Genomic DNA, 13,450 nt, shown 5'->3' with positions numbered 1-13,450 from the left:
GGAAAACCGTCCGAACAACGAGGAGTGGATCGTGGGTAAACAAGTCTTGGAGGCCGGGATCGACACCGGCCGGCACGGAACGGCGAAGGCGGTCTTTCGCGCGCTGCTGGCCGTTGTGCTGGTGGCGATCTGGCTGGGTGTTGCGGGAGTGGGCGGGCCGACCTTCGGCAAGCTCGGCGAGGTGCAAACCAATGACCAGGCCGCATTCCTGCCGGCCACGGCCGAGGCGACCCGGGCCCTGGAATGGCAGGCCAAGTTCCGCACCTCCGACGCCATCCCAGCGGTGGTGGTGATTGCCGGGGAATCGGCCATCGACCAGGAAGAGATCAAGGCGCTGACGGCATCGCTGAAGGACCTGAACGGACTGGACGGCGACATTGTCGGTCCCTTCGCCTCCGAGGACGGACTTGCCGCCCAGTTGCTCGTTCCGCTGGATGGCAGCGGCGAGGTCGAGGATGCCGTCGAGACGCTCCGGGCCGAACTGGCCGACCGGGTCCCCGGTGGCACCCGTGCCTACGTCACCGGGCCGGCCGGCTTCAGTGCCGACCTCGTTGAGGCCTTCGGCGGGATCGACGGCGTACTGCTGGGCGTGGCGCTGGGCGCGGTCTTCCTGATCCTGCTGCTGGTCTACCGCTCCGTCCTGTTGCCGCTCACGGTGCTCTTCACCGCAGTCGCCGCGCTCTGCGCAGCCATCCTGGCGGTGTACTTCATGGCCAAGGAAGGCTGGATCCGGTTGGACGGGCAAAGCCAGGGCATCCTCTCGATCCTCGTCATCGGTGCGGCGACAGACTATTCCCTGTTGTTCGTGGCCAGGCACAAGGAAGCGCTGTCCGGCGGGAAAGATCGCTGGGACGCGGTGGCGACAGCGTGGAAGCGATCTGCGGAACCGATCCTGGCCTCCGGCGGCACCGTGACCGTGGGCCTGCTGTGCCTGCTCTTTTCCGACCTGAATTCCAACAAGGCACTGGGCCCGATCGGTGCCAGCGGCATCGTCTTCTCCGTCGTCGCCGCGCTGACATTCCTCCCCGCCGCCTTGGCGTTGCTGGGCAGGAAGGCATACTGGCCCTTCATGCCCAGGCCGGAGGTCCAGCTGGCCGCCGAGGAGTTGCCAGCCGGCATGTGGGGACGCGTCGCCGGATTTGTCGGCCGCCATCCCCGACCCATTTGGGTGCTGACCGTGCTGGTCCTGGCCGCCGGGGCATTGGGCATGACCCAGCTGAAGGCCACGGGTGTGCCGCAGAGCGAGCTGGTCCTGGGCCAGACCGATTCCCGCGACGGGCAAATCGTGCTGGGCGAACATTTCCCGGGTGGCACCGGGAGCCCCTTGTTTGCCATCGTCGATGAATCCGAGGCGAACGAGTTGCTGGCCTCGGTGCAGGACGCCGACGGGGTGGCCTCGGCCTATCTGCAGGCCGAGGACGGCGGCCCCGCGATGGCCCGGGCCGGCCGGGATCCCCAGGTTGTCGAGGGCCGCAGCCAGATGTCCATCACCCTGAACGACGCCGCGGATTCCGATGCCGCCAAGTCCACGCTGATCGACCTGCGCGAGATGCTCCACCAAGTGGATGCCGGCTCGCTGGTCGGCGGAACCACCGCAACGCTGGCCGACACCGCGAGCACGGCGCAGGCGGACCTGGTCAAGATCATCCCGCTGGTCCTCGGTGCCATCCTGATGATCCTGATGTTGCTGCTGCGCTCGATCCTGGCCCCGGTGCTGTTGGTGGCCACGACCCTGCTGTCCTATGGAACGGCCATGGGCGTCTCCGCCTGGGTGTTCAACGGCGTCTTCGACTTCGTCGGGGCAGATCCCTCGGTTCCGCTCTTCGGCTTCGTGTTCCTGGTGGCGCTGGGAGTTGACTACAACATCTTCCTGATGACCCGGGTCAGGGAGGAGTCCCTGGTCCACGGGACGCGTTCCGGGGTCCTGCGCGGGCTGGCGGTCACCGGAGGGGTGATCACCTCCGCGGGCGTGGTGCTGGCCGCGACCTTCGCCGCCCTGGGCATCATCCCCATCATGTTCCTGGTCCAGCTCGGATTCATCGTGGCCTTCGGCGTCCTGCTCGACACCTTGGTCGTGCGATCGCTGCTGGTCCCGGCGCTGGTCCGCGACATCGGCCCTAAGGTCTGGTGGCCGAGCAAGCTCGGAAGCACAAGGTAACGGATCTCTCGTTCGGCGACGGGCCGGGTACTGATAAGCTGGTTACTTGTAGATCGGTAAGGTGCGAGCACTCTGCTTGCCATCCGAGGGTCTATGCGTCGACAGACTGGATTTCCCGACCCGCCGCATGCTCCGTCTCCCCTTGCGGGAGCCGCTCGCGGCCGGTCGATGTGCGCCTAGCGCCATCAAGGTTCTCTCTTTTCTTCGGCGACCACGCGCGCCGAAACCGTCGTGCGAAGCTTTGAGAGAAAGTACCACGTGAGTCCTTCATTCACTTCCCTTGGCGTGCCCGCAACCTTTGCCGACGTCCTCGCGGCGCAGGGAATCGAAAGCGCATTCCCCATCCAGGAAGCCACCCTTCCCACCACCCTGAACGGCGGCGACGTGCTCGGCCGCGGTCAGACAGGCTCGGGCAAGACCCTGGCCTTCTCCCTCCCGGTGGTTGCCCGACTGGCAGCCAACCCCAAGCCGCGCAAGGCCCGCTTCCCGCGTGCCCTGATCATGGCACCGACCCGCGAACTGGCCACCCAGATCGCCAAGGTCGTTGAGCCGCTGGCCAAGGCCGTTGACCTGCGCGTTGCCGTCGTCTTCGGCGGCGTCTCGCAGCTGCGCCAGGAAAAGGACCTGAACGCCGGCGTTGACATCCTCATCGCCTGCCCGGGCCGCCTCGAGGACCTGCTCAAGCAGCGCGTCGCCGACCTGTCCCGCGTGGAAATCTCCGTGCTGGACGAGGCCGACCACATGGCCGACCTCGGCTTCCTGCCGGTCGTCAAGCGCATCCTGGACCAGGCACCCCGCGGCATCCAGCACATGCTCTTCTCCGCCACCCTGGACAACGGCGTGGACAAGCTCGTCCAGCGCTACCTCGAGAACCCGACCGTGCACTCGGTCGATGCCCCGACCGCCGCCGTGAACACCATGGAGCACCACGTGTTCCTGGTGTCCAACGACGACAAGAAGGAACTGGTTCGCACCCTGGCCTCCGGCTCCGGGCGCCGCATCATGTTCATGCGCACCAAGCACCACGCCAAGAAGATGGCCGTTTGGCTGTCCAAGTGCGGCATCCCGACGGTTGACCTGCACGGCAACCTGAGCCAGAACGCCCGCGACCGCAACCTTGCCGCCTTCTCGGCCGGGGATGCCCGCGTGCTGGTGGCCACCGACGTTGCCGCCCGTGGCGTGCACGTCGACGGCGTCGAGCTCGTGGTCCACATCGACCCGCCGGCAGAGCACAAGGCCTACCTGCACCGCTCGGGCCGCACGGCCCGCGCCGGTTCGGACGGAACCGTTGTCACCATTGCCACCCCGGACCAGCAGAGCGACGTGAAGTCGCTGCTCAAGGCCGCCGGGTTGAAGGTGCCGATGGTCAAGGTGACCCCGAACGCGCAGGTCGTTTCCGACGTCGTTGGCGAGCGTGCCGAGCCCGTTGCCTATGTGGCACCGCAGCTGCGCAGCACCGCCACCGTCCGCAAGGACACCCTGAACGACTCCGACGCAGCAGGCGGCCGGGGCCGTCGCCGCGGCGGACGCGGCACCGCCAAGAGCAGCACCGGCGAGGCCCCGCGCACCCGCACCGAGAACCGTGGCGGAGAACGCCGCACCGAAAACCGTGGAGAGGGTCGCGGCAACGCTGCCCCTGCCGGTCGCGGTGGCGAACGCCGCACCGAGAACCGCGGCGAGGGCCGTGGCTACGCTGCAGCCGGGGGCCGTGGCGGCGAACGCCGCACCGAGAACCGCGGCGCATCTGCTTCCCGCGGCGGCGAACGCCGCACTGACAACCGCGCGGATCGCCGCACCGACGTGCGCCAGGACGACCGCGACGTGGCCCGTCGCAGCGCCGTTCCCAACCGTGGCTCGGCGGCTGCACGCAACAATGCGGGCCAGCGCCAGGGTTCCGGCGCCGGTTCCCGTCCGCGCGGCGGCAACACCATCGCCGACGCACTGGGTGCTTCCAAGGTCGAAGCCGCAACCGGGGCAGGCCGTGGCCGCGGTCCGCGCCGCGCTTCGTCGCCGGCCTCGAACGGCCGCAACTTCTAAGGTCTCTCCGGCCACCCCGGGTGGCCGGGCTTGAGCCTTTGGCTGGGTCCGGGTTCACAACGAAAGTTGTGGACCCGGACCCAGCCGCGTTTAAGGGACCCTGTCGAACTTTTCGGCTTCATCCCCTTGTCTGGATCCGGTGGGTTCCGGACACCGGGAGATCATCCTTTCGAACGTCGAGCACGGCGTGGCCAACCAATAATCTTGGGGAAACACCGCGCGCCGGTGCCGGCGGAATCGAATCATTCATTCCGCATGGCGCCTGCGCTCGCGGCATCGACCCGTGCGGCACTGGTGAAAACCTTGATCGAGTCCCTGCGGCCGCGGATTGCTGCAAATGCCGGTGCCGGCAGTTCCGTTCATTGGGTCCCGTTTGTATCGGTCTTCGGCATGGCCATCGGCATCAATCCGCTGGTTGCGATTCTCGCGGCCGGCGGCGTTCCGGGGCATGACGAGGGGAGCCCTTCGGCTCGATCTCTGTCAGCGAACGGGTTTCACAGCCAACTCGAAGTTCCCCGGAATTCCGGGGAACTTTTCCGGTTTCCAGGCATCGAAACGCCCGCAGGACCCAAAGTTGAGTCACATTCACTCAACTTTGAATTGACATCGTTTTGCCCTTCGGTAAACTTGAGTCCAGAACGCTCAACCGATGCGAATCGGGCCGGCGTTGGATCATTTTCCCAAGGTAAGAAGGAGCATCCCATGTCTCGTGCCGTAGGTATTGACCTCGGAACCACCAACTCCGTTGTATCCGTCCTCGAAGGTGGCGAGCCCACCGTCATCGCCAACGCCGAAGGCAACCGCACCACCCCGTCGGTCGTCGCCTTCGCCAAGAGCGGCGAGGTCTTGGTTGGCGACATCGCCAAGCGCCAGGCCGTGAACAACATCGACCGCACCATCGCCTCGGTCAAGCGCCACATGGGCACCGACTGGAACGTCGCGATCGACGACAAGAAGTACACCGCGCAGGAAATCTCCGCACGTACGCTGATGAAGCTCAAGACCGACGCCGAGTCCTACCTGGGCGAAAAGGTCACCGACGCCGTCATCACCGTCCCGGCATACTTCAACGACGCCGAGCGCCAGGCCACCAAGGAAGCCGGCGAGATTGCGGGCCTGAACGTCCTGCGCATCGTCAACGAGCCGACCGCTGCAGCCCTGGCCTACGGCCTGGACAAGGGCAAGGAAGACGAGCTCATCCTGGTCTTCGACCTCGGCGGCGGAACCTTCGACGTCTCCCTGCTCGAAGTCGGCAAGGACGAAGACGACTTCTCCACCATCCAGGTGCGCGCCACTTCGGGCGACAACCGCCTCGGCGGCGACGACTGGGACCAGCGCGTCGTTGACTGGCTGCTGGCCCAGGCCAAGCAGAAGGGTGCGGACCTGTCCAAGGACAAGATCGCCCTGCAGCGCCTGAAGGAAGCAGCGGAGCAGGCCAAGAAGGAACTCTCCAGCGCCACCTCCACCAACATCTCCCTGCAGTACCTCTCGGTCACCGCCGACGGCCCGGTCCACCTGGACGAGCACCTCTCGCGTGCCAAGTTCCAGGAACTGACCAACGACCTGCTCGAGCGCACCCGCAAGCCGTTCAAGGACGTCATCGCCGAAGCCGGCGTGAAGGTCTCCGAGATCGCCCACGTGATCCTCGTCGGCGGCTCGACCCGCATGCCGGCAGTCGTCGACCTGGTCAAGGAACTGGCCGGCAAGGACGCCAACAAGGGCGTGAACCCGGACGAGGTCGTCGCCGTTGGCGCCGCACTGCAGGCCGGCGTGCTGAAGGGCGAGCGCAAGGACGTTCTGCTCATCGACGTCACCCCGCTGGCACTGGGCATCGAGACCAAGGGCGGTGTGATGACCAAGCTGATCGAGCGCAACACCGCGATCCCGACCAAGCGTTCGGAGACCTTCACAACCGCCGAGGACAACCAGCCCTCGGTTTCCATCCAGGTCTTCCAGGGCGAGCGCGAGTTCACCCGCGACAACAAGCCGCTGGGTACCTTCGAGCTGACCGGCATCGCCCCGGCGCCGCGCGGCATCCCGCAGGTCGAGGTCACCTTCGACATCGACGCCAACGGCATCGTGCACGTTTCGGCCAAGGACAAGGGCACCGGGGTCGAGCAGTCGATGACCATCACCGGCGGCACCGCTCTGTCCAAGGACGACATCGAGCGCATGGTCCGCGAAGCCGAGGAGCACGCCTCCGAGGACAAGGCCCGCCGCGAGGCAGCCGAGACCCGCAACGCCGCCGAGCAGGCCGCCTACTCGGTCGACAAGCTCATCAAGGACAACGCCGACAAGCTGCCCGAAGAGGTCAAGACCGAGGTCCAGGCCGACGTCGACGCGCTGAAGGCCGCCCTGGAGAAGCAGGACAACGACGACGAGGTCAAGACCGCGTTCGAGAAGCTGCAGGCTTCGCAGACCAAGCTGGGCGAGGCCATCTACTCGCAGGCACAGAGCGAAGGCGCAGCAGCAGCCGACGACGCCGAGGCACCGAACGCCGAGGAAGACATCGTTGACGCCGAGGTCATCGACGAAGACGACGAAAACGTCAAGAAGTAAAGGGGCGCATCGACCATGTCAGAGGAAAATCACGACGAGGCCGCCTCACACGAAGAGGTCACGCCCGTTGACGAAGCCCATGACTCGGGCGACGCGTTGAGCCAGGCCGAAGCCATCCTCAACGAGGCAGCCAGCGCGACCGGGGACGAGACCCCGGCCGTCGACAAGGAAGCCGAATTGCGCGACGACCTGTTGCGCCTGCAGGCCGAATACGTCAACTACCGCAAGCGCGTCGAGCGCGACCGCGACGTGGCACGCGAAGTCGCCGTACAGTCGGTCATCGCCAACCTGCTGCCGGTGCTCGATGACATCGACGCGGCACGCCAGCACGGCGACCTGGTCGACGGTCCGTTCGCATCGATCGCCAACAAGCTCGACGCGGTGCTCGAGGGCCTCGGCCTGGAGCGCATCGCCGAGGCCGGAGTGGCATTCGACCCGAACGTGCACGAGGCACTGATCCAGCAGCCGAACGCCGAGATCCCGGCGGATCACGTGGCACAGGTGCTGCGCCCCGGGTTCAAGAAGGGTGAGCGCATCCTTCGCGCGGCCCAGGTGATCGTCTCCCTCGGGGAGTAACCACCACACGCGGCACCTGCAGCACTGCAGGCGCCGCACCCCCCACCAATGTGCGGCGGCTCGCCTCGGTTCCAGTGATGGAACAGGCGATCCGCCGCATACTTGGTGGAGCACATCACGGATTTTTCCCCCCGCCAAGATCCAACGGCGGGCGGGCCACAAGGATTTTTTTACAGCAAAGGAGGCGCCCGGTGGCAAGTCAGGACTGGGTCGATAAGGATTTCTACGCCATTCTTGGCGTCTCCAAGGACGCCAGCGACGCGGACATCAAGAAGGCGTACCGGAAGATGGCGCGCAAGTACCACCCGGACACCAACTCCGGCGATGCCGAGTCCGAGCGCAGGTTCAAGGACATCACCGAGGCCCATTCGGTGCTGTCGGACCCCGAGGACCGCCAGCAGTACGATGCCATCCGCGCCATGGGATCGGGGGCACGGTTCAGTGCCGGCGGCCACGGCGGAGCGCCGGGCAACGGCTTCGAGGATGTCTTCTCCAACCTCTTCAACACCGGCGGCGGGGGCCGTCGCGGCGGCGGCAGCCAGGTGCCACCGGACTTTGCCGACCTCTTTGGCGGAGGCGGCGGCTTCGGCGGCTTTGGCCAGCAGGCACCGCGCAAGGGCGCCGATCGAACCGCCAGCACCACGATCTCCTTTGCCGGATCCATGAAGGGGACCACCATCGGCCTGCGCGAGGCCAACGGCGAGGTCATCGACGTGCGGATTCCCGCGGGGATCAAGGACGGGCAATCGGTGCGCGTCCGCGGAAAGGGTGCGCCCGGCACGGCCGGCGCCGGGGACCTGATCGTCAAGGTCACCGTCAAGCCGCACCCGTTCTTCATCCGCGAGGACAACAACATCCGGATCCACGTGCCGGTGACCTTTGGCGAGGCCGCCCTGGGCGGGCAGATCGAGGTTCCCACGCTGGGCGGAGAGACCGTCAAGCTCAAGGTCCCGGCAGGCTCCTCGCATGGCCGCACCCTGCGCCTGAAGGGACGCGGCGTGAGCACCTCCAAGGCCACGGGCGACCTTCTGGTCACCCTGGACGTGGTGGTCCCGCAGAATCTTTCCAAGGAAGCCAAGGCGGCGGTCGAGGCCTTCGCCGAGGCAACCAAGGCAGAGAACCCGCGCGAGGGCCTGCTCGCACGAGCCACGCTCTAACTACCGACCGTCCCCGTGCCGCCCACCAGCGGCACGGGGGCGCCTCGCCTGACCAAGAAGTTGGCTACGGTGGATGAAAACGATTGAAAGGCAGGGATCATGGGCAATGACCGACTAAGGCCGATCTTCGTCATTTCAGTGGCAGCCGATCTGGCCGACATGCACCCCCAGACGCTGCGCCAATACGACCGCCTGGGCCTGGTTTCGCCCTCGCGCCAGGGCGGCAAGCAGCGCAGGTACTCCGAACACGACGTGGAGCTGCTGCGGGAAATCCAGCGGCTTTCCAAGGACGGGGTGTCCCTGGAAGGAATCAAGCGCATCATGGCACTGGAAAACCAGGTTGCCGCCCTGCGCTCCCGGGTCGGTGAACTCAGCAACGAGGTCTTCGCCCTGCGCAGCGCCCACCAGGCGGCCGGGCTCGGACGCGTCTTTGCCGCCGGCAGCACCGGCGACGTGGTGTCGCTGGCCCGGGGCCAACGACCGCGCGGCCGCAGCCAGGCCGTGGTGGTGTGGAAGCCGCGGGGCAAGTAGCCGCGATGGATGCGCCTCGAGCAAGCGTCGACGCCCATGGGTGAGGGCTACGCCCGGCTCACGGCCGAGGCCCACGACCGGTTCGAGGCCCTGTGTGCAATCCGCGGCAGGCTGGGCCGGACCCACCGCCAGGGCCTGGACGGCACCGCGCATGCGCTGCGGCCGGGATCGATGGATCCGGCCATCCCCGCACGCCACCTGCTGTACCTCGACCTCTCCGCACGCGAACCTCTGGCAGCCATAGCCGTGGGCAACCTGGACACCGCCACCCACATCACCTTCCAGCTCTCCGGGACCGGGATCCGGGCCCGCAACGCCCTGTGGGGCAGCGTGCGCGAGGCCGGGCAGCTGTACCTGGAACAGCGGAAGGTCGGCATCCCTTCTCCCGCCGTGGTCGCCTGGCTGGGCTACCGGACGCCGAACCTTGCCGGCGCCCTGCTGAACCAGGCCGCGCGGCGCGGCCTGCACCTGCTGGGGCGCGACCTGGCCACGTTTGCCCGACTGCGGCCCGACCACCCGCACCTGGCCGTGGAGGCACACTCCTATGCGGCGACCCTTGCGGCGCAGGTGCTCGATGCGGACTCCGGGTACGGGCTGCGGGCGCAGGCCCTGGCCATGGTTGGCTCGGCCGGGATTCCCCGGCGCTTCGTCCGCGAGCCGGGCCGGCTCAACGTGCCGGCGCAGAACATCTACGAGGCCATCGCCGCCGGGGACTGGCTGGCAGGGCTGGGTCACCTGCTCTCCGGACGCAAATTGCTTTCCGGCCACACATTCAACGTCGGGGCCAGACCCGAGCTGGGACTCCATGCCGCCACGGGCCACAACACCTCCCAGTTCCGGGAGGACCAAGCGTCCCCGACGCGGGGCTATCGGGACCCCGGCACGCTTTCGCTGCGCAACCTGGCCCTGATCACCACCGGACAGCAACCCCTGCCTTAAACGCGGCGGGCGGTGCCGGGCCCGCGCCCGACACCGCCCGCCAACCGTTGTTCCTAGAGGGCCTTGCGGTAGGCCAGGTCAAAGATCAGGCGTCCGGCCTTCAGCGCCTTGCCCTCGAAGCTGGTCAGGGTGCGGCCCTCGAAGCGCGGGGCCCAGCCGCCGAGCTCGTCGATGAAGTCCGGGTCCTTGTCCTCTTTTTCCAGGCCGAGGCGGCGGACCTTGGTGAGATTGCTGTCCTCGCCGGACAGCTCGCCCGGGTGCAGGTTGGTGAATGCGGGTGCCGCGTCGAAGACTTCGCGCATCTGCTCGGCATAGTTGGACCAGTCGGTGGCGAGCCGAACGATCCCGCCCGGCTCCAGCACGCGTTCGAGCTTGGGCAGGAACGACTCCTTGATGAGTCGGCGCTTGTGATGGCGGATCTTGTGCCACGGATCGGAGAAGAAGATCCAGATCTCGGAGGCGGAGCCGGCCGGGAGCATGGAGTCCAGGGCTTCGGGCGCGTTCGCCTGCACCGCGCGCACGTTGGTCAGTTCGCTGTTTTCCACGCGCACCATCAGCGCTGCCAGCCCGGGTCGGTAGACCTCCACGGCCAGGAAATCCGTCTCGCGGTCCTGGCCGGCGGCATAGGCCATGGCCTCGCCCAGGCCCGAGCCGATCTCGACAATCAGCGGCGCCTTGCGCCCGTAGATCTCCTGCGAATCGAAGGTGTAGCCTTCACCCACCGAGGTGTCGGTACGGTCCCGCGGAAGATCAATAATGTACTTGCTGGCCGTCCGCTCCCAGGCGTCGGCGCGACGGCCATGCAAACGGCTCCCGCGGCGGACAAACGACACGGGTTCGGGTTGGTAAAAGCTGGGGTCGTCGACGGCGCGGCCGCTGATCGGCAGCTTGCGCTCTGGGGGAATGCTCATGGAGTTAAGGGTAGCGAACTTCAGCGTCCCGCTTTCCCCGTCTCCCGGTTGTCCGGCTTCGCGGGCCGAGGCGCATGGGCATAGGCTTCACCGGCGTCGGGTCCCGCAAGCCCCATGGGCTCGGAGACGGTGACAAAGGTATAGCCCTCGGCGCGCAGGCCCGCAAGGATCCTGGGCACGGCTTCGACGGTGTCCGAGTGGATGTCGTGCATCCAGACGATCGACCCCGGCTTGGTCTGTTTAATCGCGGCGTCAACCATCTTTTCGGTGTTGCGGTGCTTCCAGTCCAAGGTGTCGACGTCCCACAGGACGACCGGGGTGCTCGTCAGCCTGTCACTGATGGAATGGTGCGCGCCGAAGGGGAGTCGAAACTACGTCTCCGGTTGGCCGACGGGCCGGGAGATCACGTCGTTGGTGCGGTCAATCTCACTCCTGGTTTTGGCCGAGGACAACGAGGGGATTCTCGACCGACCGCCGGCGGCGTCCAATAATCTCGCCCGTTTGAGGCTCGCCAACCGAATCCCCAAGGTCTTCGGGCCGAATCGTGGGCAAGCGTTACCGATCTGGGGGACCGATCAGGGTGATACCCCATGGTGCCCCCCTGGGGTCGTGGGAGAGACTTGAGCTATGCGAAACACTCTCTCCGTGGTCCTGAACGTCATCTGGCTGGTTTTCGGCGGAATCTGGTTGGCGGCGGGTTACGTCCTGGCCGGCATCATTTGCTGCCTGCTCATTGTCACGATCCCCTTCGGCATTGCATCGTTCCGCATTGCCCTCTATGCGCTGTGGCCGTTCGGGCGCACCGTGGTGGACCGCGGCCGAGTAGGTGCATTTTCAACCATTGGAAATGTCATCTGGGTCCTGGTGGCCGGGATATGGATCGCCATTGGCCATGTGCTGACCGCGATCCCCATGTTCGTGAGCATCGTTGGCATCCCGCTGGGACTTGCGAACCTGAAGATGATCCCGATTTCCCTCATGCCGCTGGGCAAGGAAATCGTTCCGAGCAACCAGTACCTGCCGATGTCGCGCTGAGGCCATGCGCCGTGGCGAGTACGCCGCCCGTGCGGCTCGCCATGCCGGTGCCCACGGACAAGGGCCGGCCGGCCGCCGTGGCCCAATCCGGGATCGACCGTGTGATCTTCTGCCACCGGTTTCGGTGCCGCCCTTGTATCTTGACCGGGCGATTTCTAGGCTTTGGGTGTTGGAAGCACTGCCAAACGCCGACTGGATGAGGCCAACCCATGAAAGACCTGATTAGCTGCCTGTGGTTCGACGGACAGGGGCTGGAAGCGGCCCGGTTCTACACCGGCATTTTCCCTAACTCCCGGATAGTCTCGCAAGTCGACCTGGACACGGAGGGGCATCCGACGAACGAGCCCCTCACCGTGGAATTCAGTCTCGACGGCCGCCCCTTCGTTGCCCTGAACGGCGGCCCGCTCTTCAAGTTCAACGAGGCCATTTCGTTCCAGATCATGTGCGAGGACCAGACCGAGGTCGACTACTTCTGGGACAAGCTCACTGCCGGGGGCGAGGAAAGCCAGTGCGGATGGCTCAAGGACCGCTTTGGTGTGTCCTGGCAGGTTGTCCCGGTTCGCATGGTGGAATTGCTTGGCGATCCAGATCCCGAGGTTGCCCGCCGCGTGACCGAGGCGTTCATGCCCATGAAGAAACTGGATATCGCAGTCCTTGAGGCCGCGGCCAGGGGCTGAGCGCATAGGCATCGCCTCGGCGCACTATCCGCCAGAGTCCACCGAATGCGCTCGCGATCCGGCCTCGGCGCTTTGGTGTTGCCCTTCTGCCGGTCCCGATCCCGCGGGTCGTGGAACGTAGTCCCGCCGCCGGTTCCCGCCCGCGGGGAGCGGCGGGCGGAAACCCACCGAAAAATCATCAGGAACTACTAAAGACGGGTGTCCGCGGCCTTGGTAATGTAAGCAGCAGTCGGGGGGGGGACTAGTGCACTCGTACTGCGACCAAGGGGGAAAAATGACCCAGCTCGATCCGGCCTACGCGGGGACGTGGCGATTCGATCCAGGGCACACTCGCATCGGCTTCAATGCGCGCCATGCGATGGTGACGAAGGTGCGGGGTGCCTTCAACGAGGTGGAGGGAACCCTGCACGTCGACGTCGAGGATGTCGGCAAGAGCAGCGTTGAGATGAAGGTCAAGGTGGCCAGTGTCGACACGCGCAATGCCGACCGCGACCAGCACCTGCGTACCAACGATTTCTTCGATGCGCCGAAATACCCCGACATCGTCTTCCGCTCGACGCGAATCGACCAAGTGGACGAGAACAGCTTCATCGTCAACGGCGAGTTGACCATTAAGGACACCACCCGTGAGATTGCCGTCCCGCTGGAATTCACCGGCGTCGAGACCGATCCGTTCGGCAACCTCCGCGCGGGCTTCGAGGGCAGCCGCCGCATCGACCGTCGCGAGTATGGCGTGAGTTGGAACAAGGCGCTAGATTCCGGGGGCGTGCTGGTCTCCGAGCGGGTGCTGCTTGAGTTCGAGATCTCCGCCATCAAGGAAGCCTAGGCACGGACCGGCGGGCAATTGTTCCGGATCTGGATGCCGAAGCG

Annotated in this window: 12 protein-coding genes; 10 read left to right on the top strand and 2 right to left on the bottom strand. The window is 66.2% G+C overall.

Translation table 11 applies throughout. From position 1 onward, the window contains the following. Nucleotides 1-31: 31 nt before the first annotated feature. The 7 genes from ACIPVK_RS16920 (at nucleotide 32) to ACIPVK_RS16890 (ending at nucleotide 9,957) form a co-directional block, all read left to right on the top strand. Complete coding sequence (locus ACIPVK_RS16920; protein WP_407613149.1) at nucleotides 32-2,158, top strand: MMPL family transporter; 2,127 nt, start codon at nucleotides 32-34, stop codon at nucleotides 2,156-2,158. A 258-nt stretch (nucleotides 2,159-2,416) separates the two neighbouring features. Further along, on the top strand, nucleotides 2,417-4,195 hold the full coding sequence (locus ACIPVK_RS16915; RefSeq protein WP_407613148.1) for a DEAD/DEAH box helicase: 1,779 nt from the start codon (nucleotides 2,417-2,419) through the stop codon (nucleotides 4,193-4,195). A 702-nt stretch (nucleotides 4,196-4,897) separates the two neighbouring features. Beyond that, on the top strand, nucleotides 4,898-6,754 hold the full coding sequence (dnaK, locus tag ACIPVK_RS16910; protein ID WP_407613147.1) for a molecular chaperone DnaK: 1,857 nt from the start codon (nucleotides 4,898-4,900) through the stop codon (nucleotides 6,752-6,754). A gap of 15 nt (nucleotides 6,755-6,769) precedes the next feature. Then, a complete protein-coding gene (locus ACIPVK_RS16905) occupies nucleotides 6,770-7,330 on the top strand; it encodes a nucleotide exchange factor GrpE (RefSeq protein WP_407613146.1) in 561 nt (186 codons plus the stop codon). A gap of 191 nt (nucleotides 7,331-7,521) precedes the next feature. After that, nucleotides 7,522-8,487 (top strand): DnaJ C-terminal domain-containing protein, encoded by a 966-nt coding sequence (locus ACIPVK_RS16900; RefSeq protein ID WP_407613145.1) that lies wholly within the window; start codon nucleotides 7,522-7,524, stop codon nucleotides 8,485-8,487. Between the two features lie 99 nt (nucleotides 8,488-8,586). Continuing rightward, nucleotides 8,587-9,018 carry a heat shock protein transcriptional repressor HspR gene (locus ACIPVK_RS16895; protein WP_407613144.1) on the top strand — a complete coding sequence of 144 codons (432 nt, stop codon included), beginning with the start codon at nucleotides 8,587-8,589 and terminating at the stop codon, nucleotides 9,016-9,018. 9 nt (nucleotides 9,019-9,027) lie between these two features. After that, entirely contained in the window at nucleotides 9,028-9,957 is a 930-nt protein-coding gene (locus ACIPVK_RS16890; protein ID WP_407613143.1) for an alpha/beta hydrolase, read from the top strand. Nucleotides 9,958-10,010: 53 nt separating this feature from the next. Here ACIPVK_RS16890 and trmB read toward each other — a convergent pair whose 3' ends face one another. Further along, entirely contained in the window at nucleotides 10,011-10,868 is an 858-nt protein-coding gene (trmB, locus tag ACIPVK_RS16885; RefSeq protein ID WP_407613142.1) for a tRNA (guanosine(46)-N7)-methyltransferase TrmB, read from the bottom strand. Between the two features lie 20 nt (nucleotides 10,869-10,888). After that, complete coding sequence (locus ACIPVK_RS16880) at nucleotides 10,889-11,158, bottom strand: hypothetical protein (protein WP_407613141.1); 270 nt, start codon at nucleotides 11,156-11,158, stop codon at nucleotides 10,889-10,891. A gap of 337 nt (nucleotides 11,159-11,495) precedes the next feature. Here ACIPVK_RS16880 and ACIPVK_RS16875 point away from each other — a divergent pair, with 337 nt between their 5' ends. The 3 genes from ACIPVK_RS16875 (at nucleotide 11,496) to ACIPVK_RS16865 (ending at nucleotide 13,406) form a co-directional block, all read left to right on the top strand. Continuing rightward, nucleotides 11,496-11,903, top strand: coding sequence for a YccF domain-containing protein (locus ACIPVK_RS16875; RefSeq protein WP_407613140.1), 408 nt, complete (start codon nucleotides 11,496-11,498; stop codon nucleotides 11,901-11,903). Between the two features lie 209 nt (nucleotides 11,904-12,112). After that, entirely contained in the window at nucleotides 12,113-12,580 is a 468-nt protein-coding gene (locus tag ACIPVK_RS16870) for a VOC family protein (protein ID WP_407613139.1), read from the top strand. Nucleotides 12,581-12,854: 274 nt separating this feature from the next. After that, a complete protein-coding gene (locus tag ACIPVK_RS16865; RefSeq protein WP_407613138.1) occupies nucleotides 12,855-13,406 on the top strand; it encodes a YceI family protein in 552 nt (183 codons plus the stop codon). Nucleotides 13,407-13,450: the final 44 nt, after the last annotated feature.

Source organism: Paeniglutamicibacter sp. MACA_103, from assembly GCF_045798555.1.
In the GTDB taxonomy this organism is placed as follows: Bacteria; Actinomycetota; Actinomycetes; order Actinomycetales; family Micrococcaceae; genus Paeniglutamicibacter.
Note: the sequence above shows the minus strand (reverse complement) of the source record. Positions and strands in the feature narration are given on the sequence as shown.

What these genes read in the sequence shown, in the direction of transcription:
- ACIPVK_RS16875 (WP_407613140.1), top strand. Translation starts at nt 11,496, where the DNA reads ATGCGAAACACTCTCTCCGTGGTCCTGAACGTCATCTGGCTGGTTTTC.
- ACIPVK_RS16865 (WP_407613138.1), top strand. Translation starts at nt 12,855, where the DNA reads ATGACCCAGCTCGATCCGGCCTACGCGGGGACGTGGCGATTCGATCCA.
- ACIPVK_RS16895 (WP_407613144.1), top strand. Translation starts at nt 8,587, where the DNA reads ATGGGCAATGACCGACTAAGGCCGATCTTCGTCATTTCAGTGGCAGCC.
- trmB (WP_407613142.1), bottom strand. Translation starts at nt 10,868, where the DNA reads ATGAGCATTCCCCCAGAGCGCAAGCTGCCGATCAGCGGCCGCGCCGTC.
- dnaK (WP_407613147.1), top strand. Translation starts at nt 4,898, where the DNA reads ATGTCTCGTGCCGTAGGTATTGACCTCGGAACCACCAACTCCGTTGTA.
- ACIPVK_RS16905 (WP_407613146.1), top strand. Translation starts at nt 6,770, where the DNA reads ATGTCAGAGGAAAATCACGACGAGGCCGCCTCACACGAAGAGGTCACG.
- ACIPVK_RS16870 (WP_407613139.1), top strand. Translation starts at nt 12,113, where the DNA reads ATGAAAGACCTGATTAGCTGCCTGTGGTTCGACGGACAGGGGCTGGAA.
- ACIPVK_RS16890 (WP_407613143.1), top strand. Translation starts at nt 9,028, where the DNA reads ATGCGCCTCGAGCAAGCGTCGACGCCCATGGGTGAGGGCTACGCCCGG.